The 18,668-nt window shown below is 46.2% G+C and carries 22 protein-coding genes and 1 riboswitch; of the genes, 9 read left to right on the top strand and 13 right to left on the bottom strand.

The window, feature by feature from the left end; translation table 11 throughout:
- The first annotated feature begins 24 nt into the window (after positions 1 to 24).
- Positions 25 to 224, top strand: a riboswitch (cobalamin riboswitch).
- A gap of 160 nt (positions 225 to 384) precedes the next feature.
- The 7 genes from metE to KQI_RS28815 all read left to right on the top strand — a co-directional run bounded on the left by metE (position 385) and on the right by KQI_RS28815 (position 5,733).
- Complete coding sequence (metE, locus tag KQI_RS0112740; RefSeq protein ID WP_010347147.1) at positions 385 to 2,703, top strand: 5-methyltetrahydropteroyltriglutamate--homocysteine S-methyltransferase; 2,319 nt, start codon at positions 385 to 387, stop codon at positions 2,701 to 2,703.
- Between the two features lie 481 nt (positions 2,704 to 3,184).
- Positions 3,185 to 3,514, top strand: a complete 330-nt coding sequence (locus KQI_RS0112735) for a PadR family transcriptional regulator (RefSeq protein ID WP_029390135.1) — start codon at positions 3,185 to 3,187, stop codon at positions 3,512 to 3,514.
- 28 nt (positions 3,515 to 3,542) lie between these two features.
- Positions 3,543 to 3,737 (top strand): hypothetical protein, encoded by a 195-nt coding sequence (locus KQI_RS29630; protein WP_338390672.1) that lies wholly within the window; start codon positions 3,543 to 3,545, stop codon positions 3,735 to 3,737.
- Entirely contained in the window at positions 3,728 to 3,919 is a 192-nt protein-coding gene (locus KQI_RS29260; RefSeq protein ID WP_241763903.1) for a DUF4097 family beta strand repeat-containing protein, read from the top strand. Before KQI_RS29630 ends, KQI_RS29260 begins: the two co-directional genes overlap by 10 nt.
- 12 nt (positions 3,920 to 3,931) lie before the next feature.
- Positions 3,932 to 4,651 carry a 3-ketoacyl-ACP reductase gene (locus KQI_RS0112730; protein ID WP_010347144.1) on the top strand — a complete coding sequence of 240 codons (720 nt, stop codon included), beginning with the start codon at positions 3,932 to 3,934 and terminating at the stop codon, positions 4,649 to 4,651.
- Positions 4,652 to 4,837: 186 nt separating this feature from the next.
- Positions 4,838 to 5,275: an AbrB/MazE/SpoVT family DNA-binding domain-containing protein gene (locus KQI_RS0112725; RefSeq protein WP_010347142.1), complete on the top strand. Its 438-nt coding sequence runs from the start codon at positions 4,838 to 4,840 to the stop codon at positions 5,273 to 5,275.
- Positions 5,276 to 5,571: 296 nt separating this feature from the next.
- Entirely contained in the window at positions 5,572 to 5,733 is a 162-nt protein-coding gene (locus KQI_RS28815) for a hypothetical protein (RefSeq protein ID WP_010347141.1), read from the top strand.
- A 25-nt stretch (positions 5,734 to 5,758) separates the two neighbouring features.
- Here the strand turns inward: KQI_RS28815 and KQI_RS0112715 are convergent, their stop codons facing one another.
- The 12 genes from KQI_RS0112715 to KQI_RS0112660 form a co-directional block, all read right to left on the bottom strand.
- A complete protein-coding gene (locus KQI_RS0112715; RefSeq protein WP_010347140.1) occupies positions 5,759 to 6,922 on the bottom strand; it encodes a nitric oxide synthase oxygenase in 1,164 nt (387 codons plus the stop codon).
- 150 nt (positions 6,923 to 7,072) lie between these two features.
- Positions 7,073 to 7,552, bottom strand: coding sequence for a Dps family protein (locus KQI_RS0112710; protein ID WP_010347139.1), 480 nt, complete (start codon positions 7,550 to 7,552; stop codon positions 7,073 to 7,075).
- 343 nt (positions 7,553 to 7,895) lie between these two features.
- Positions 7,896 to 9,623, bottom strand: a complete 1,728-nt coding sequence (locus tag KQI_RS0112705) for an adenine deaminase C-terminal domain-containing protein (RefSeq protein WP_010347138.1) — start codon at positions 9,621 to 9,623, stop codon at positions 7,896 to 7,898.
- 27 nt (positions 9,624 to 9,650) lie between these two features.
- Positions 9,651 to 10,709 carry an ABC transporter ATP-binding protein gene (locus tag KQI_RS0112700; protein ID WP_010347137.1) on the bottom strand — a complete coding sequence of 353 codons (1,059 nt, stop codon included), beginning with the start codon at positions 10,707 to 10,709 and terminating at the stop codon, positions 9,651 to 9,653.
- 16 nt (positions 10,710 to 10,725) lie between these two features.
- A complete protein-coding gene (locus KQI_RS0112695; RefSeq protein ID WP_007432886.1) occupies positions 10,726 to 11,514 on the bottom strand; it encodes an ABC transporter permease in 789 nt (262 codons plus the stop codon).
- A 6-nt stretch (positions 11,515 to 11,520) separates the two neighbouring features.
- The gene (locus KQI_RS0112690) at positions 11,521 to 12,342 is read right to left on the bottom strand and encodes an ABC transporter permease (RefSeq protein WP_010347136.1); all 822 of its coding nucleotides are present in this window, start codon (positions 12,340 to 12,342) and stop codon (positions 11,521 to 11,523) included.
- Positions 12,343 to 12,369: 27 nt separating this feature from the next.
- A complete protein-coding gene (locus KQI_RS0112685) occupies positions 12,370 to 13,299 on the bottom strand; it encodes a nucleoside hydrolase (protein ID WP_010347135.1) in 930 nt (309 codons plus the stop codon).
- A complete protein-coding gene (locus KQI_RS0112680) occupies positions 13,299 to 14,372 on the bottom strand; it encodes an ABC transporter substrate-binding protein (RefSeq protein WP_010347134.1) in 1,074 nt (357 codons plus the stop codon). Before KQI_RS0112680 ends, KQI_RS0112685 begins: the two co-directional genes overlap by 1 nt.
- Positions 14,373 to 14,546: 174 nt before the next feature.
- The gene (locus KQI_RS0112675) at positions 14,547 to 14,891 is read right to left on the bottom strand and encodes a hypothetical protein (RefSeq protein WP_010347133.1); all 345 of its coding nucleotides are present in this window, start codon (positions 14,889 to 14,891) and stop codon (positions 14,547 to 14,549) included.
- A 348-nt stretch (positions 14,892 to 15,239) separates the two neighbouring features.
- Positions 15,240 to 15,551 carry a hypothetical protein gene (locus KQI_RS0112670; protein ID WP_010347132.1) on the bottom strand — a complete coding sequence of 104 codons (312 nt, stop codon included), beginning with the start codon at positions 15,549 to 15,551 and terminating at the stop codon, positions 15,240 to 15,242.
- Positions 15,552 to 15,580: 29 nt separating this feature from the next.
- Positions 15,581 to 15,877 carry a WXG100 family type VII secretion target gene (locus KQI_RS0112665; RefSeq protein WP_010347131.1) on the bottom strand — a complete coding sequence of 99 codons (297 nt, stop codon included), beginning with the start codon at positions 15,875 to 15,877 and terminating at the stop codon, positions 15,581 to 15,583.
- Positions 15,878 to 15,918: 41 nt separating this feature from the next.
- Positions 15,919 to 17,361 carry a lipase family protein gene (locus KQI_RS0112660; protein WP_010347130.1) on the bottom strand — a complete coding sequence of 481 codons (1,443 nt, stop codon included), beginning with the start codon at positions 17,359 to 17,361 and terminating at the stop codon, positions 15,919 to 15,921.
- Positions 17,362 to 17,439: 78 nt separating this feature from the next.
- On the opposite strand from KQI_RS0112660, the gene KQI_RS0112655 reads away from it, so the two are divergent.
- Entirely contained in the window at positions 17,440 to 17,787 is a 348-nt protein-coding gene (locus KQI_RS0112655; RefSeq protein WP_029390134.1) for a hypothetical protein, read from the top strand.
- A 307-nt stretch (positions 17,788 to 18,094) separates the two neighbouring features.
- Positions 18,095 to 18,448 carry a hypothetical protein gene (locus KQI_RS0112650; protein ID WP_010347128.1) on the top strand — a complete coding sequence of 118 codons (354 nt, stop codon included), beginning with the start codon at positions 18,095 to 18,097 and terminating at the stop codon, positions 18,446 to 18,448.
- Between the two features lie 56 nt (positions 18,449 to 18,504).
- Here KQI_RS0112650 and KQI_RS28810 read toward each other — a convergent pair whose 3' ends face one another.
- The gene (locus KQI_RS28810; RefSeq protein ID WP_010347127.1) at positions 18,505 to 18,654 is read right to left on the bottom strand and encodes a hypothetical protein; all 150 of its coding nucleotides are present in this window, start codon (positions 18,652 to 18,654) and stop codon (positions 18,505 to 18,507) included.
- Positions 18,655 to 18,668 lie beyond the last annotated feature (14 nt).

Genomic DNA, 18,668 nt, shown 5'->3' with positions numbered 1-18,668 from the left:
GCATAAATATTCGTCATACCTTAATTCCATAGCTTGGAGATAGGTGTCTGTTCTATTCAGTTCAGACTTAAAAGGGAAGCCGGTGCAAATCCGGCACGGTCCCGCCACTGTATACGGGGAGTTTTCAGCTATTCATACATCCACTGGTCCACACACAGACCGGGAAGGATTGCTGGAAGTCATGATCCGTGAGTCAGGAGACCTGCCTATTTCAACAACATCGCAAGTACCTACGGGAGATAGGGAGGTGTTAAGAGCAGTCACCGTATTTTTGTTTTTTAATCACGGAGGCATTCTTTCCCCTACTCATTTTTAAGCCTTGGGGATGGAATGCCTTTTTTGGTACGTAAAAATAAACTGGCTACCAGCTAGGAGGAAAAGTATATGTCTATTACCAAATCGTCTCAATGGTCTGGCTTGATTAGTAGTAATCTGGGTTATCCCCGTATCGGCGGAAACCGGGAATGGAAGAAAGCACTGGAACGCTTTTGGAACGGCAGCATGGACGAAAGCGAACTGCATGTCGAGATGAAAAGATTGCGCCTGGAGCATCTAAGCAAGCAGCAGAACAAGGGAATTGACCTCATTCCTGTCGGTGACTTCTCCTATTACGATCACATGCTTGATACATCCGTAATGTTTGGTCTGGTGCCAGAACGTTTCAACTTTCGGCCCGCAGGCCCTGTTCCTCTATCTGTTTATTTCGGGATCGCTCGTGGGCAAAAGGGGGCTACCGCCAGTGAAATGACCAAATGGCTGAATACCAATTACCACTACATCGTGCCCGAATTGGCAAATGCAGCCCCGGTACTCACCGAAAACAAACCCCTGCAGGCTTATCGTGAAGCCAAGCAAGAGCTGGGCATTGAAGGCAAACCGGTCCTCATCGGTCCTTATTCATTCGTGGCCCTGTCCAAGGGCTATGAACATAAAGAGCTAGCCGACATTGTACGAAGCTTCCTGCCGTTGTATACCCGTGTCCTGTCTGAGCTAGCAGCGGAAGGTGTTCAGTGGGTTCAGATCGATGAGCCTGTACTGACCACCTCATTCCCGGTAGAGGATTTGGACATTATTCAGGAAGCCTATGAGACTTTGGCCCAAGCGGCACCAGCCTTAAACATTATGCTGCAAACCTACTTTGGCAGCCTGGAGCATTATAAGCGCCTGTCCACTCTTCCGGTGCAGGGGCTGGGTCTTGATTTTGTGCATGATGATGGCGAAAATCTTCAGCATGTATTGCAGCACGGCTTTCCAACAGATAAAACGTTGGGCGCTGGAGTCGTTGACGGACGAAACATATGGCGCAGTGATCTGAAGGCCGTAGCTGCGCTGCTCAGTCAGCTGGCGGAACAGACAAGCGCCACACAGCTGATCGTACAGCCGTCATGCAGCCTGCTGCACGTGCCGGTCAGTCTGGAAGCAGAGCAAAAGCTGGACATAGAGCTGGTGCATGCGCTGGCCTTTGCCGATGAAAAGCTAGAGGAAATCGCTGCTCTGACGGCTGCACTTGGCGAGCGCAATCCATCCGCTCTTGCGCAGGTTGAGCAAAGTGCGGATGCGGTAGCCCGCTTCAACAGCTCAGCGGCACGTGTACAGACGGCTGCCGATATGGCCGCACTGCTGGCCAAAGAGCCTCAGTCACGCAGCGTTCCTTTTGCCCAGCGTCGTGTGATTCAGCAGGATAAGCTGAAGCTGCCTCCACTGCCTACAACGACCATCGGCAGCTTCCCGCAAACCGCCGAGGTTCGCAAAGCTCGTCTGCAATATCGTAAAGGAGAATGGTCTGCCGAGCAGTACCGGACATTTATCCAGCAGCAAATCAAGGAATGGATTGATATTCAAGAGGATATTGGTATTGATGTGCTTGTACACGGGGAATTTGAACGAACAGACATGGTTGAATTTTTTGGCGAGAAGCTAACAGGCTTTGCTTTTACGCAAAACGGATGGGTGCAATCCTACGGCTCCCGATGCGTCAAGCCGCCGATTATATACGGGGACGTTTCGTTCGATCAACCTATGACTGTGGAAGAAACAGCCTTCGCTCAATCCTTGACTTCCAAACCTGTTAAAGGAATGCTTACAGGTCCTGTGACCATTTTAAACTGGTCCTTCGAACGTAATGATATTCCGCGCAGCCAGGTTGCTTTGCAGCTGGCGCTGGCATTGCGGGCAGAGGTAGAGGCACTGGAACAAGCGGGCATAGGCATGATTCAGGTCGATGAGCCTGCCATTCGCGAAGGACTTCCGCTGAAAAAAGAGCAACAGCAAGCGTATCTGGACTGGGCGGTTCAAGCCTTCCTTGTGACCACAGCCACCGTCGAGCCTGCGACCCAAATCCATACACACATGTGCTATTCCGAATTTCAGCATATGATCCAGTCCATCTCCGATATGGATGCCGACGTTATATCTATTGAAACCTCGCGAAGCCACGGAGAACTGATTGTCAGCTTTGAGGATCAGGTATACGACAAAGGCATCGGTCTAGGGGTGTATGATATCCATAGCCCGCGCATTCCCGATGTGGCCGAAATGCTAAGTATGATCCAGCGTGCCCTGCGCGTCCTGCCATCAGATTTGTTCTGGGTTAATCCGGACTGTGGCCTGAAAACCCGTACCAAGGAGGAATCTATTGCCGCATTGCAGCAAATGGTGCAGGCTGCTCAAGCCGCCCGGGATGCGTTGGCTGTATCCAATTGATTCTGTACATCCTCGTACCACCGCTATTATTCTCACAATATTCTCTTCCCCTTTCCGGTCCTTCCAGCTAAGGCCGGAAGGGGAAGGATTCCCAATCCTGCCTAGGCCCACCCTCTCATAAAAAGAGATCTTTAATTCTGTCGAATACTTCACAATCTATATTTTAATAAATGAAATTAAAGCAACGTTCTATTTGCACATTTAAGCAACATTCGAGATATTTCTAAATAGAACTACTTTCTTCTACAGGATTCGCTAATTTATGAGCCCTGAAAGGACGAAAACCAGTCATTTTTCACGAGATATTTACTTAATAAAAATTTAATACCTTGCATTAATCAGTACATGATGTTAAATTATACCTGACTACTATTCCATGATTAGTACCTTGATAAATTAAGTACAAACACACATGTTTCTTCCCTTTACTCCGAACGACATCTATGAATCATTAATAACATCTAGGAAGGGAGCACCGCTCGTGAATGTGAACATCCAATTCAAAAAAGGGGTGCTTGAACTGTGCGTTCTGGTTCTAATTGGTCGCAGGGACCGATATGGCTACGAATTGGCTCAGGCCGTTTCCCGTCATATCGAAGTAGCCGAAGGGGCTTTATATCCGCTGCTTCGCCGTCTGGTATCAGAGGGATACTGCACAACCTATTTACAGGCATCGACTGAGGGACCTCCCCGCAAATATTATCGTCTGACCGATACAGGCAACCATTATACGACAATACTTACACGGGAGTGGAATGATTTTGTCCATCATGTCGCAAGCCTACTGGAGGAAGGAAACAACAACTATTAACAAACATGGACCACGGTAGAAATGCCCTCTGGAAACACTAACAGACCTGCAGGTAGATATACATTCGGGTAATGTAAAACTTCAAAATGCCTTCGTACAAAATACATCCATCACTGCTAGTTCAGGCAATGCCGAAATTACTAACCTTCAAAGTACCCACCTGTCGCAAAATAAACATCCGGCAATTTTACAGCCAATCAGGTTACAACAGATATGGCGCTGAGTCTTACTTCAGGCGATGCCACCATTACACAACAAACCACAAACAACCTGGAAGTAGACTCTGATTCCGGTGATGTAAAGATTAAGCAGGCTTTATCATTGGAGGCGAGGTTTGGTTCAAGGAGCTTAAAATTGTATAATGTAACCATGTGCTCAAATGTACAAACCGTTATACATTTGTAAGGAGGAGACTGGATGGAGCTTAAAAATAAAACAGCTATTATTACGGGGGCCAGCAAAGGAATTGGCAAAGCAATTGCCGAAACCTTGGCCAAGGAAGGCGTTAATCTGGGGTTAATTTCACGCACATTGGCTGATCTGCAAAAATTGCAGGATTCGCTGGGAAGCAAATACGGCGTGAAGGTGGTAAGCGCTGCTGCAGATATATCGGATCGCGCACAGGCCGCTACCGCTGTAGCTTCGCTGGAGCACGAGCTGGGCGCTGTCGATATTTTGATCAACAACGCAGGAATCGCTACCTTCGGTACAGTCGCCGATATGGACCCTGAAGAGTGGGAGCGTATTATTCGCGTCAATTTGTTAGGGACCTATTATGTTACACACGCGGCTCTCCCAAGCATGCTGGCACAACAGAGCGGAAATATTATCAACATTTCCTCTACAGCAGGAGAACGGGGCTTTGCAACAGGCTCAGCGTATTGCGCATCCAAGTTCGCTTTGATGGGCTTCACGGAAGCACTGATGCAGGAAGTTCGCAAATCCAACATTCGTGTTACCGCGCTGACCCCAAGCACCGTCAATACAGAATTGGCGGCAAACGCAGGCTTGCCTATTGGCGACGAAGACCGCATGCTTCAACCGCAGGATTTGGCCGATTTGACATTGGCCGCATTGAAGCTGCCTTCGCGGGTTCAATTAAAAGTAGCCGGTATTTGGACAACCAACCCACAGTAATTCGACACGACATCTTAGATTCTTTGGCTGTATCATGCTCCGGTAGGCGTAACTGTACGTCATGCCGGAGCTTTTTTTAGCATAGTCAACCAAAACAGACTGCAATATAAGCGCTTTGTACTTCCAGCATACATAACATACCATCTTCGCAACCATAAGCGCATTTCATGAAAGGGGAAAAAAATGATGAAAAACACTGGAATGACACGACCTTTAGACCATTTGGGCCGTATTGTACTACCCAAGGAGCTACGCAATTCCATGAATATTAATATTGGTGATGCCCTCGATTTTTTTATTACTCCGGAGGGCTTGATGATTCGCAAGTATACGGGGGTTTCTTGTTATTTTTGTAGTGCCGTAGATAACTTGAGCTATTTCAGAGACCACCTCATATGTCATAACTGTATTGAAGCCCTGAAAAGTGGCAATCCTTCCAGTCATTCGAATGAAGCCCATCCTGCCCCGCCCAAGAAGAGAAGGAATTACAGAAATCAGAATGAACTTCTGAATAAATTAAAACAGCTCATGCTGGAGCACCCTAATGTATCTCAAAAAGAATTAGCTGAAATGCTCGAACTGTCTCAGGGACGTGTATCACAGCTTAAAAAGCTTCTGCCTTAAATCGCTCTTATCACCCCCCGTTTGGTCCTACCACACCAAAAAAGAGCTACAAGCTCTAGGGGTGATCATTCTCATGCAATGTCAGATTGTTCTATAACCGGGACCCGATAGGCCAGCAAGGACTCGTCTATGACGGCAGATTTAAACGCTGCTTCGATTTCAGGCACCAGTCTAAGCGCATAGTTCCATGCATTTTCTTCAATTTGCAGTGCAAGTCATTGCCGGGTCCCTATCTCATGGGCGTCTTTATACAAATCAGCAATACGATATTATGCCTTGTTACAAAGGAGGGGACCATGTCAGAAGATTATTATGTAGGCTGGGGAACGCTGGCCCTTATTAATGCTGGCTTGGCACAGTCCAAAAATCGGAGCGGGCTAAACTGGTTCATGCTCTCACTATTAATAGGGCCGCTGGCTACCCTATTTATCGTTGTATGGGATAAACTGGAGCCCTGATTCAGCAATTAGACCCTCCCCGTTATTATCCGGAATGAAAAGGGCAGCCTTGCGGCTTCTGCTGTAGCCCTGTATCTGTTGCTATATTAGCCTGTCTGGGCAGATATGGTTTCTCTTGAACTCCAAACTTTGGCTTAACGAGCCGATTATCGTAAGAGCTGTGAAAAATATGCGTTGCCGCCGGGGATAACGGCGGGATCAGCCATGTCCAATCGCCTGTCAGCTCACGCCCAGCCTTGGCTTCTCGTTCCTCAAACAGCCGGAATTGTGCCGCTGCGGTATGGTGGTCGACAATGCTGACTCCTGCTTTTTTAAAAGAATGCAGCACGGCAATATTCAACTCAACCAGCGCCCGATCGCGCCACAGCGTTGTTTCGCTGGTAGTATCCAGCCCCATCAGCTCAGCCACCTGTGGCAGCATGTTATAGCGGAAGGTATCCGCAAAATTGCGGGCACCGATTTCTGTTTCCATATACCAGCCGTTAAAGGGAGCCGCAGTATAGACGATACCGCCAATCTCCAGCGTCATGTCCGCAATCATAGGCACCGCGTACCAACGCAACCCCAGTGATGCCAAATCCGAGAGCTCTGGATGCTCAATGGATACCTCCAGTACCAGATGCTTGGGAATCTCAAATAGCTTGGGAGGCTGTTCACCCGCTTCCACAACCAACGGCAAAATATCAAAAGGAGTCATGGCTCCCTGCCATCCCAAATCTCTACAAGCCTTAGTAAAATCCAGCGAGATCGGGTCCCCGATCACTCCTTCATCCGTTTCATAGCCGGCATAACGGATAAGCTGATGATTCCAGATGCGAATATCCGGCAGTCCTGGTTTGGAAGCGCGAAATACCGTCAGCGTCGGCTTGATTTTACCGCCATTCGTCCCTATTCGTATATGCTCCAGTAGCTCGTTTGCCACTTCCTCTGTATCTGACGCGTTACGAGCATCCCTTACCAAAAGCTTGTCCCAAAATAAGCGCCCGATGCAACGATTGCTATTGCGCCAAGCCATAAGTGCCCCGTGCTCCAGCTCTTCGAATGTATGATCATACGTTCCGGTAGTCTCTATGTCGTGACAAATATCAAGAAGCCGGGCTTCCGCTTCATCGCGGCTTCGGCCCAGCTCCTCATAACATGTATATATAAACTGCTCCGCTTCATGTAAAAGCTGTTGCTTCACTTCCATAGCATACACCCCATCCCGGTGGCTTTATGACTCATGAGCCCGTGGTCTTCCACGTCTTCTCGTCATTATACTCCAGTGGCAGACTGGAACCAACGGGATGTATGTCTTGTTCACTTGATCTCCATATCCATGGAAATTTACCCCAATACTTTATCCCAAATACGCACTAAGCATCCAGATATGTTTATCCACAGCTTCTCTCAAACCATTAAGAAGATCCTCTGTCGCTTTATCATGTGCCGCATCCGCTGCCTCCATGCCGTTAGCCAGTTCACCAGTAATGGTTTTGAAATCAGCAACAACGGACTTCACCATGTCCTCAGCTGTTTGCTCACCTGCGGACTCCTGAATGGCCGACAATTGCAAGTGCTCCTTCAAGGTAGCAGCTGGACGGCCGCCAATGGCCAGCAAACGTTCAGCAATCGTATCCAGATTGGCTGTTGCTTCATTATAAAGCTCCTCAAATTTAGCATGCAATGTGAAGAAGTTAGGACCTTTTACGTACCAGTGGTAATAATGCAGCTTCGTGTACAACACGGACCAGGTAGCTACCTGACGATTCAAAGCCTTATGCAATTCTTGAATAGCCTCTTGTGTAGGTTGTGCGTTCGTTTGATTTAATGTACTCATGTGTAAAATCCCCTCTCGTTTATCATTCAAAATATAGTTGGTGTAAAGCTTGGATGCTCGTTAACAGTAGTGTCTGATTTTCTTCTAAATCCCATGCGTCAATCCAATAAATATTCACTAATTAACTTAGACTTAATCTAAATCCTGTTTTAATTATAACACGATGGTGATGTTTTTCAAGCTTTTATTCGACTTTAATCATGAAGATTACGTGAAGTTGCCAGTTCACTCAGAATTCATTGGTTCCTCGCTTCATTTATTGCTCGTCTTCATTAAGAAGAGAGATGACATAGCCTCAGTCACGACAAAAAAGAGCCGACCCACATGGGGGTCAGCTCTACTGTTATTCTTGTATTTCGGAAGGTTCTACGATTAAGGGGACAACCTTGCCCGCATTTACATCAATCAGGCCGTGATCGGTAATTTTCAAGGCCGGGCTGACCGGTAGAGAATGCGTGCTCAGCGACATGATTGGATTGTAATGGCGGTAGCCCAATGACAGCATGGCTGAACGCAGCTCCTTCACTTGGGCCGCAACCATTTCCAGCGGCCCTTCTGTTAAAATCCCGCCTACGGTTAACGGCAAATGGGACAGTACCTTGCCATTTTCAACTACGCAAAAGCCGCCTTGGCTGGAAAGAACCGTATTCGCGGCCAATACCATGTCCTGCTTGTTATGCCCTACGACCAACAGGTTATGGTTATCGTGCGAATAGGTGGTTGCCACCGCACCCCGTTTAATCGTATCTCCCCCGATCAAACCGTAGGCACGGTTGCCGTTCTTGCCATACCGCTCAAACGTAGCGATAAGTCCGTGCTCACCCTGCTCCCATATCAACTCACCCTGCTCCACTTGTGTAGGTGCAATCCGCTCGCTTGTAAAGGTCGATCCATCCTTGACCATCATGATGCGGCATTGATGCGTTCCATCAGCTACATCCATCTCTACAGTAAAATCCTGCACCGTGAGCGGCTCCAGCTTGACACTTTGATAAAAATGGTCAGGGAAGCGGTGTTGCATCAATTCCTGATGGTATTCCTCGAATTTATCAAATACCTTGGTCCCGTCCTTATAGACCTGCTCCACATCAAATTGGCCAAGGTCGGACAAAAGCACAAAATCAGCTAGTTTTCCCGGTGCAATCGTTCCACGGTCATGCATGCGCATCCGTCCCGCTGGAGTATAGGTAGCCGCATAAATGGCGTCCTCAGGCTTCATCCCCATCCGGATCGCTTTACCTACAATATGATTCAGATGTCCTCGCTCCACGAAGGAGTCCGGCATCACATCATCCGTTACGAAGCAAAAATGCTGTGCCACATCTTCCTGAATCAGGTAGTCCATCACCTCAGGAGTCATAGATTTTTCCTGAATCTCAATAAACATCCCTGCGGCCATCCGTTCCTTCATGCCTTCAATGCTTTGATGCGTATGGTCTGAACCAATTCCCGCATAGATCAACTGATGTAGGTCCAAATCGAGCAGCTGTGGAGTATGACCTTCAATGATCAGCTCCGGGTAATGCTCACGAACATGGCGTAAGATGCGATTCGTTTTACTGTCCGGGTCACGGATCACATCCACATAGTTCATAATCTCACCCAGGCAAATCATCTCGCCGGTTTGCAGCAACGTATCAATCTCAGGAATATCTATTTCGCCCCCTGAGGTTTCGAGCGGCGTTGCCGGGACAGAGCTTGGAATACCGTAGAACATATCAGCCACGCAATCCTTGCTGGCTTCCATCATTTCCTGGATTCCTTCCAGTCCAAAAACATTCGCCATTTCGTGTGGCTCCGGTACAATCGTCGTCACACCGCTGCGAATGAGTCCATAGGAAAAAGTGGCTGGTGTAACCATCGTACTTTCAATGTGCAAATGAATGTCGATCAAGCCGGGAATCATATATTTCCCGTGCCCCTCCACAATTTCAGCAACCTCGAAAGACTCCAGGCCACGCTGACCAATGTACATAAACTTGCCGTCAAGTATAGCAACATTGCCTACCTCGAACGTCTTATAATAACTGTTATACACCTTAACTTGTAAAATCATTTTGTCTGCACGCATGATGTATCTCCTTATTAAACCCGCTGATTATTGGACCAGCACCATTTTATCTGCCGGAAAATGCAGGGTAACCCGTTGACCACTGAGGTAAGGCGTATCCATCTCCTGATTGGCGGTAAAGCTTCCCTTCGCCGTTTCTACCACATATTGATAGCTGCGTCCCAGGTACGTACTCACCTTAATGATGCCCGGAAGCTCATTTTCTCCCGTCTCGTTGCCTTCTGTACGAATGACCAAATCATCCGGGCGAATAGCGCCCTGACGAGCACCTGGTTGAGCTGTACCCTGATTACGAGCTACGCTGAACGATAGATCGCCTGTATGGAGTCGAATATGATCTCCTTCTTCAATACGTTCGTCAAAGGCCAGAAAATTATTAAATCCAATAAAACGGGCAACAAATTCGGTCGTTGGATATTTAAAAATGGTCGATGGCGCATCCAGTTGCTCGATGTTTCCCTTATTCATAATCGCAACCTGGTCAGAGATCGAAAAACATTCCTCCTGATCGTGCGATACATACACGGTAGTGATCCCCAATTCCTGTTGAATACGGCGGATTTCTACACGCATATTCACACGCAGATTAGCGTCCAGATTACTCAGCGGTTCGTCAAACAGCAGCAGGTCGGGTTCAATCACAAGTGCCCGGGCAATCGCGACACGTTGACGTTGCCCTCCTGACAATTCACCGGGGAAGCGCTTTTCGAAGCCCTCCAGACTGACTGTGTCCAGCATATCCATCACACGGCGTTTTACATCGTCTTCCTTTACCTTGCGCAAGCGCAGGCCAAAGGCAACATTATCAAAAACAGATAGATGCGGAAAGAGTGCATAGCTTTGGAATACAAAACCGAAATTCCGTTTGTTGACCGGAACCCGGGTATAATCCTTATCTCCAAACAAAAATGTTCCTTGTTTGGCTTCCAGAAATCCTGCAATGAGACGAAGCGTAGTCGTTTTGCCACAACCACTCGGTCCGAGCAACGAAAGCAGTTGCCCACGTTCGAGCTGCAAATCGAAATCCTGCAAAATCAGTTGGTTGTCATAAGCGACCGATACGCGATCCAGAGTAAGCAGTGCCATTAGGTTAAAGCCTCCATTACCTTTTAGTGAAGTAAGACAATCCCATCAGTCGTTCGATCAAGAACATAAGGATACCGGTCAAAATCATCAGCATAACTGAAATGGCTGCAATCGTCGGGTCAAAATAATTTTCGACGTAGGTCAGCATTTGAATAGGCAAGGTGCTGAAGCCCGGTCCTGTCATGAAGACGGAAATGTCGACATTGTTGAATGATTCCAGAAAGGCAATCAGGATAGCCGCTATAATACCTGAACGGATGTTGGGCAGAACCACCTTGAAAAAGGTTTCTAGCCGTCCGGCTCCCAAACTGAGCGCTGCTTCCTCAATCGCAAAGTCAAAGTTAGACAAGCTGGAGGCAATGACCCGTATAATGAACGGCAGCATAATCACTGTATGTCCGATTAAAAGCCCGGCGTATACCGGCAAATGATACACAATGATCAGATAGCGCAGCAGCGTAAAGCCAAGAACAATACCCGGTATGAGCAACGGGGAGAGGAATAGAGCATTCAGTGCATCCTTCCCGCGAAATGAAAAACGACTAAGCGCATAAGCAGCAGGCATACCAATCAGCAACGCCATGATGTTACCCAACAAGGAGACGACAATCGACGTTTTGAACGTGGACATGAACAAGTCCACCTCAAAAATGTTCTCATACCAGCGCAAGGAAAAGCCCTGCGGCGGAAATTTTAATACCGTGCCCGGCTCGAAAGAAGTGACCGATATGATCAACAGCGGACCGAGCAGAAAGATGAAGACCAGCAGGCTAAAGAAGCCTAGTCCGTAATGTTTCTCCCGCATATCCACCTACCCCTTCGGATTGAGTTTATGGGCCGCCTTGTTTAAGAGACCGACCACGATAAATGTAATGACAATCATAATCGTTGCAATAACGGAGGCTAAAAACCAGTCGTTCAGTGTCATCGCGTTCTGATACAAAAATGTAGCGATAACCCGCTGCTTTCCACCAAGCAATGCTGGTGTCGTATAGGCAGTCAGGCTGCCAACGAAAACAAGAATGCTTCCGATGATCAAACCCGGCACAGACAGCGGAAATACAATTTTACGAAATGCGCTGAACCTTGAGGCTCCGAGGCTCTGAGCAGCATGAACGAGATCACCGTCGATATTTTCAAGTACACCGATCAGTGAAATAATCATCAGCGGCAAAAACAAATGAACCAGACCAATAATCATCGCCGCCGGGGTGTACAAAATATTCAATGGCTCGTCCACGATTCCCAACCCGAGGAGCACGTTATTTAGCAGGCCTTTACGGCCCAAAATGACCATCCAGCTGAAAGACCGTACCACTGGACTCGTCAACAAGGGAAAGATAGCCAGCGCCAGCAAAATCCCTTTACGACGCGGGGCCTTTTGCGAGATATAATAAGCCGTCGGGAAGCCCATCAATATACACACGAGTGTCGTAACGACACTAACTTCCAGTGTAGTCAGCAATATTTTCAGAAAATAAGGGTCCTTGAAGAAATGAAGATAGCCTTCTAGGGTGAAAGAGCTGTTCTGTACGAAGGTCGAGCCGATCGTCAGCACAATCGGAATGACCATGAACACCGCCAGAAAGAGCAGACCTGGCAGCAGCAGCCAATACAAGTATGTTTTCTTCATGGGTAGCTCCTTGCGGTTATCAAAATATTATTCCTTGTTCAGCACCTGGATAAATAATTCCAGAAAAGCTTCGCTATCCACCTGCTCGCACACGTTCATATTGGGTCTATGATTGAGACGGTTTTGCACATCGCCCACCGTTTGTCCATCACATAAGCGGCTGGAGGTTTCCACGTCGACATACAGCAGCGAGGTTTCTACCAGCCTCGAATCCAGTGCGACGCCCACGGCAAGCGGATCATGAAGCGCACATGCTTTTACCCCGTTGCGTTCTTCATATCGTTTGGTGTAGACGGCTGTGCTTTCAGCCACATAGTTACGAATGGCCGGATCGGTCAGGCGGGCAATATGATCCGCTGTTAGCAGCGCTTTCCGTGTTACATCCAGTCCAACCTGTACCAGCCGTTTAAATCCGGCATGAAATACGATCCGCGCCGCTTCAGGGTCGGCATACATGTTGTATTCGGCCACAGGCGTAATATTGCCGCAGCTGTGAATAACACCGCCCATAAAAACAACTTGATCGACGCGTTCCGTCAGCTCGGGACACTTCAGCAGCGCCAGCGCCAGATTGGTGAGCGGACCGGTGCAAATGAGCGTCACTTCGCCCGGAAGAGCCATCACCGTATCAATGATGACATCCGGAGCAAAACCTTCGGACTCCGATATGGCCGGGATCACTGTACTCAATGCGCCCCCGATCCCGTCTTCTCCATGTACACGGTGCTCATGCAACCCTTTACGTATTAATGGCGCCTCGGCCCCCCGATAAACCGGAATATCCGGTCTATCCAAAAGGTCGAGGATTTTGCATGTGTTTAATGTTGCTTGTTTGAGCGACACATTACCACATACCGTAGTAATCGCCTGGATATCCAGCTGACCACTTTTGGCCGCCAGTAAAATACCTAACGCATCATCAATACCTGTATCTACATCTAATATGACTTTTTTCATTATTGTGTAACTTCCCGGTTCCAGCGGTCTGTCCATGCTTTAATATGGTCGTTAACGAATTTCATATCTAGCTTGGTCAGCTTGTTCACCACATCTGTACCGTACGTAATTCCTTCTGTATCCGCACCGGACAGTACCACCTGCGTGTTCACCGGAGAATCCACTTTCGCCTTGGCAGACTTCTCTTGAACTTCCTTACTCAGCTGCCAGTTGATAAATTCCTCAGCCAGTTCCTTTTGGTCGGAGCCTTTCACTACATTAATCGTGTTCATTACTGCATAAGCACCTTCACTTGGAGCTACAAACTTCGCTCCTGGCACAGCCGCCTGCAAATCTTTGAAGTACATTTCCATAATCGGTCCGCCTGCGATTTCCTGCTGGCTAAACATGTTGACGAACTCAGATGTTTTACTATAAAACTTAACGATATTCGGGCTCAGCTCCTTCAGTTTCCCGAAAGCTTGATCCTCATTGAATTCCTTACTACCTGCTACCTTGGAGGCTGCATCTACGATCATCGGTCCAGCTGTTGCTGTGATGTTCGGCAAAGTCACGTTTCCTTTAAACTCACTGCCCCACAGGTCAGCCCAAGAGGTCACATTCTTTTTCACCAATTCCGGATTGTAGGCAATGCCGAGACGGCCCACCGTATAAGCAGGACCATAATCCTCGCCCAGCGGTGCTTTTGCAATATCATAGATTTGGTTCAAGTTTGGCACCTTGCTGCGATCCAGCTTTTCAAACAGCCCCTGTTGAATCCCTTGCTGAGCATAATAATCGGACAGATAGATCAGATCGACATCCGTACTTCCTTGACTGATTTTATTCAGCCGCTCTGCGTTATTTCCAATTTCCACGACAATATCCACGTTATGTTCTTTTTCAAAGGGCTCGTACACTTCTTTTTTGAAAAAGTCTTCGGAAAAGCCCCACGTGGAAATAACCAGCTTCTTTTTCCCATCAGCTGAGCTGTTTTTTCCATCTGTCTGACCGCCAGTAGCATTGCTGCCGCAACCTGCCAGTACCACAGATGCCAAGGCCACAGCCACGAATCCTTTAAACCATTTTTTCATTAGAAACTCCCCTTTTTTTTAATTCGTCACACCTAATGACACAAAAAAGAAAAGTACTCTTGTAAAACAAGAATACTTTTCTTCGTAAACAAAGAATAAGTTGATCCCGCTGCGCGTTATAACAGGTTCTCCCCTCAGATAGATCCGAAGCGAAAAGCCGAATATCCAATTGTATTAGGATTCCTTCAGTATGATGTTCGTGATTGCCCACTGCGTTGCTGAATCGTAATCGCGCAGTAAAGCCTCAATTTCGAGCCCCATATCCTCAACCAGCTTTTCGCGAAGTCTTTTTTTATACAGCATGGACATTCGGAAATCCACTTCCAGCTTCAAGCCGGGGGCTTCCACTTCCAATGCCGCCGAGCGTGGAGAACGCCGGTGCTTCGCCACAAAGGAAACTATGTTGTTCTCAACGGTGGCCCGCAACAGCGTGGTCCCGAAGCCGAACAGTTCCTTTGAAACTTCATTGTAAATCTGGCACATCCGCTTCTTGCTTTCGTTACTGTCGAGCAGCGTCATGAACCCACCCTCATCAGCATATTACGTACAATCAATCTTTCAACACGATAGATTATACATAAATATAGGATAAATAGCAATCATAATCCCTGATTCAATAACATATGACGCGAAAAAGCGAACAATATGTCGAACTTTGTAGAGGTTTAGAATATTTTCCGTTTTTTTGTCTGAAATATCATAACCGCTTTTTCGTCTCCATTTCGGGAGAATAATTTTTCTCTTCTACTATATATGTAGTTTGAATACGTCATTTCTTCCAAGCACATTTAACCGTACACCGCTGGAATCCCCGCGGTGTACGGTTTATTTTTTAATATGTAGCTAACTGAGCTGGACTGGAGACTTTTATGAAAAAGCTGATTGAATTAACGAGGATACTACAAGGGCAGCCGGCCACACCAGCATAAAATTCGCTATAATATACGCCTTCTTAAAAGCATAACGGTGATAAAAATACCAACAGCTCCATGAAATGAATACTCCTAACGGGTAGCTCATCAGGATATAGACAAAAATATAACTGATCAGGTGATCACCGGCTGTCGGTGCATCAAAGGAAAATACAGCCAGCATCAGCATGAGTGGATAGAATAATAACGTTAAGCTATAAACAATATTCAATATAAGTAAAATAACGAATGCGTTTTGATTTTTCATGATGTTCTCCTAACTATTGCGGTTACCTATCACCATTGCGCTGCCCGTTTGCGTTTTTCTGCCCGTCGATCAGCTTCTTCCATTTTGCGAATATAACGTTTCAACTGCTCTTTATGCTCGTCCAATTCTTGTATTCGTACAGTTGTTCCCTGGAGAAATACCTCCATTTTACGTGTTAATTCAGCAGCCGATTCGCCCCGCCAGTCTTGCAGACGACCATATATATTTCTCATCTGCTGCTCTTGATGCTGAAGTCTTTGCTTGAGCTGTTCGCACTGCTGTACGGCCCTCCGCAGTTCCCCCAGGCTCAAAGATATTCTGCTCATCTCTTTTGCCCCCTGTTGTGTTCTTCCAGCTGATGATCTATTTACTGATCCACCACCGTAAATTCCTGGCCCTTGCGATCTATATACTCCGCGATCTCCGTAATTGATTCCTGATACCAGCGATTAATCCGATCCAACGTCGCCGTTGCACTATGCGCAATCGGGGTCAAAGACTGACTTTCACTGGTGCCGATATGAGCCTGAAATAACTGGATGGACGCTCGGGTATCGCTGGAAAACCCATGCAAGCTGGAACGCATCTGATTAGCCGCATGCTTTAGCTCCTCGGGTGTTAATTGAATTGTGCCTCCATTTTTGTTGCCTACAAAATATGCCCCGCGTTGCCCTGCTCCCATGATATTCAATCCCAGTGCAGTAGCTGCAAACTGCCCGAAGGCACCCATTTGACCACCGTAGCGTTCAACCAAATCACCCATAACTTCCTTGAATTTCGCCTCCGCCGCAAGCCTTTCCTCGTATGCCTGTAATCGCGGGTTGCCCTCTACCAGTTGTCCGTCCATCGTGTACAGTAGATTGCTGATATTGCCATCTGCATTAAATGAGAAATAATCCATGCTATGTGTTGTTTCTCCCATTATCGAATTATAGAACTTTGTAATGGGATCTTGTTGCATCATAGGCAGCGTAATGGGAATGTAAACAATGGGAGACCATTTGGGGCCCAAGAAAAAGTCGGCCCACTTATTTTCTCTTTTGATCGGTAACGAAACAGGAATAGTAAATTTGGCTTCATTAGCGGTCTTATAATCATTATTTATAAAGTAGGTTGTACCAACATGCGGCTTTGCATCCTTAGCTCCCGAACCGATGGTATCTTTCGGATTGACATAAGCGACATTCGTCTTTTGAAAATCTCCGTTTTCTACTTTCCTTTGAAGATCATCCGGTAACAAATGTACAATGCTTGGTGCATTATAACTAACCGAGGACAGTCCGTTCCGTACCGCAACATATTCTGCCTCCGCTCCTCCCAGAGAATGACCTGTGGTGGATATTTCAGCAGAGGGATACTGCTTCTTCACTACATCATACAGATTTTGAGCTTGTGTAAATTGATTATTCTGGTACTGTGCCTCATATTGATGAAACGCACTTTGCACTTGTGACGGGAGTTTGTCCATCTCTCCCTTGTTATTTTCATAATATTGATGGACTTCCTCCAACGTTTTCGCACGACCACCCACGACATCATTAATATCGGTCCCCCAATCCATCGCCACACTCCACTTTGGGCGGTCAGGCGGCTCAGTACCTCTATAACCTATAATCACCTGATCGGTTTTTTCGTTATAAAAAACCGTCGCATCAAAACCTGAGCCATTGGTGTCATGCAGCATTGCCCCTTCAGGTTCAACAATCTTCCAGTCGGGAACAACTCTGCTTTTTGAGTCTTTTGCAGTCAGTTCCCGGTCATATATTCTATCTGCAATGGTCCAATATGTTTTATCACTAATGAAGGTCAAATCATTCCCGCCTTGTCTATTATGTAAATATATTATAGAGTTATGAAAAAGATGATTACCAGAAAAGGAGAATTACACTTGAACAGAAAAATCCCACTAATTCTGGCATTTATTTTAATGGTTATATACTTAGGAGGTTGTTCCAACTTGTCTAACAACGAAAAAAAAGAATTAGTAGACGTCGCTACTCCTATCGGCGTGAAATTTATTAAAGAACACTATAACGCCGATTTCATATTAAAGGATTATGCTGTAGATGATCCGGCCATCCACTCAAGAATATATCTGTATGGATACATTAAAGGTCACGAAGACAGCAAAATTACGATCTACTATAACTATAAAACGAAAGAAGTCATCGATGTCTCCGGGCCGGATTGGTTTATTGACAGTGAGGTTCCCAAATACAAGACCCCTTCTTCCTGAGAAGGGTTTTTCATAAAAAAATTCTTTTTTTAAATTAGGTTATTGCGGATATTAAAGTCTAATTTCTCCCATATTAAGAAGTAGTATTATTATAGTGCATCCTATTTACAAGGGATATAGCCGAGAGGAAAAATAAGTATAAAGTCATTGAATATCGCACATCTGGTCTTAGTACGTGGTTTCTGTGGAATAGGTCTTTGTAACCGTATGTTAGTAGAAGATTGCACAGATAAACATAATCTTTAATTGTTGTACAGTTTTAAAGACAGATTTTCGTGTGTTCACTTTACCAGAAGGAGAAAATTTATTGAAGAAGAAAAAATTTTGGATTACTATTCTTGTCTCGCTCTCCATCCTTGTAGGTGTTTTTTATTACATGCAGTACACATCGAAGGTAGAAAAAGAAGAAATCGTACAAGCTGGTATACCTATCGGGCAAGACTATATTAGAAAATACTACAATGCAGAATTTATATACAAAAATAACGAATTTATTGGCAGTTACGTTAACTCTACTGTTTATCTTCGTGGCTATATAAAAGGACACCAAGACCAAATCATATCTGTTGCCTACGATTATAAAAAGAAAGAAGTACTTGATGTAAGCGGACCAGGTTGGTTCATTGACAGCCGGAATCCTAAAAAGTATTCAGAATATTGAATCATGAATGCAGAAAAGGCTCCTGAGGAGCCTCTTCCAGTCGTCACAAGACACATTTACCGTTCTTCACTTTTGGTACTATCCTGATTTACTACATGAATAAAAGGATATTCGCCTCTGCTTATTTTACGTTTCCATTCTTGAATCATATCTTCCTGGGTTGGCGGTTGCTCATTCACGATTGCTCCAGTAGTTACTTTAGCCATGACTATTTACCTCT

Origin of the sequence: Paenibacillus peoriae KCTC 3763, assembly GCF_000236805.1 — a bacterium.
GTDB lineage: Bacteria > Bacillota > Bacilli > Paenibacillales > Paenibacillaceae > Paenibacillus > Paenibacillus peoriae.
The sequence above is the reverse complement of the archived record's forward strand: the minus strand, read 5'-3'. Positions and strand labels throughout refer to the sequence as shown.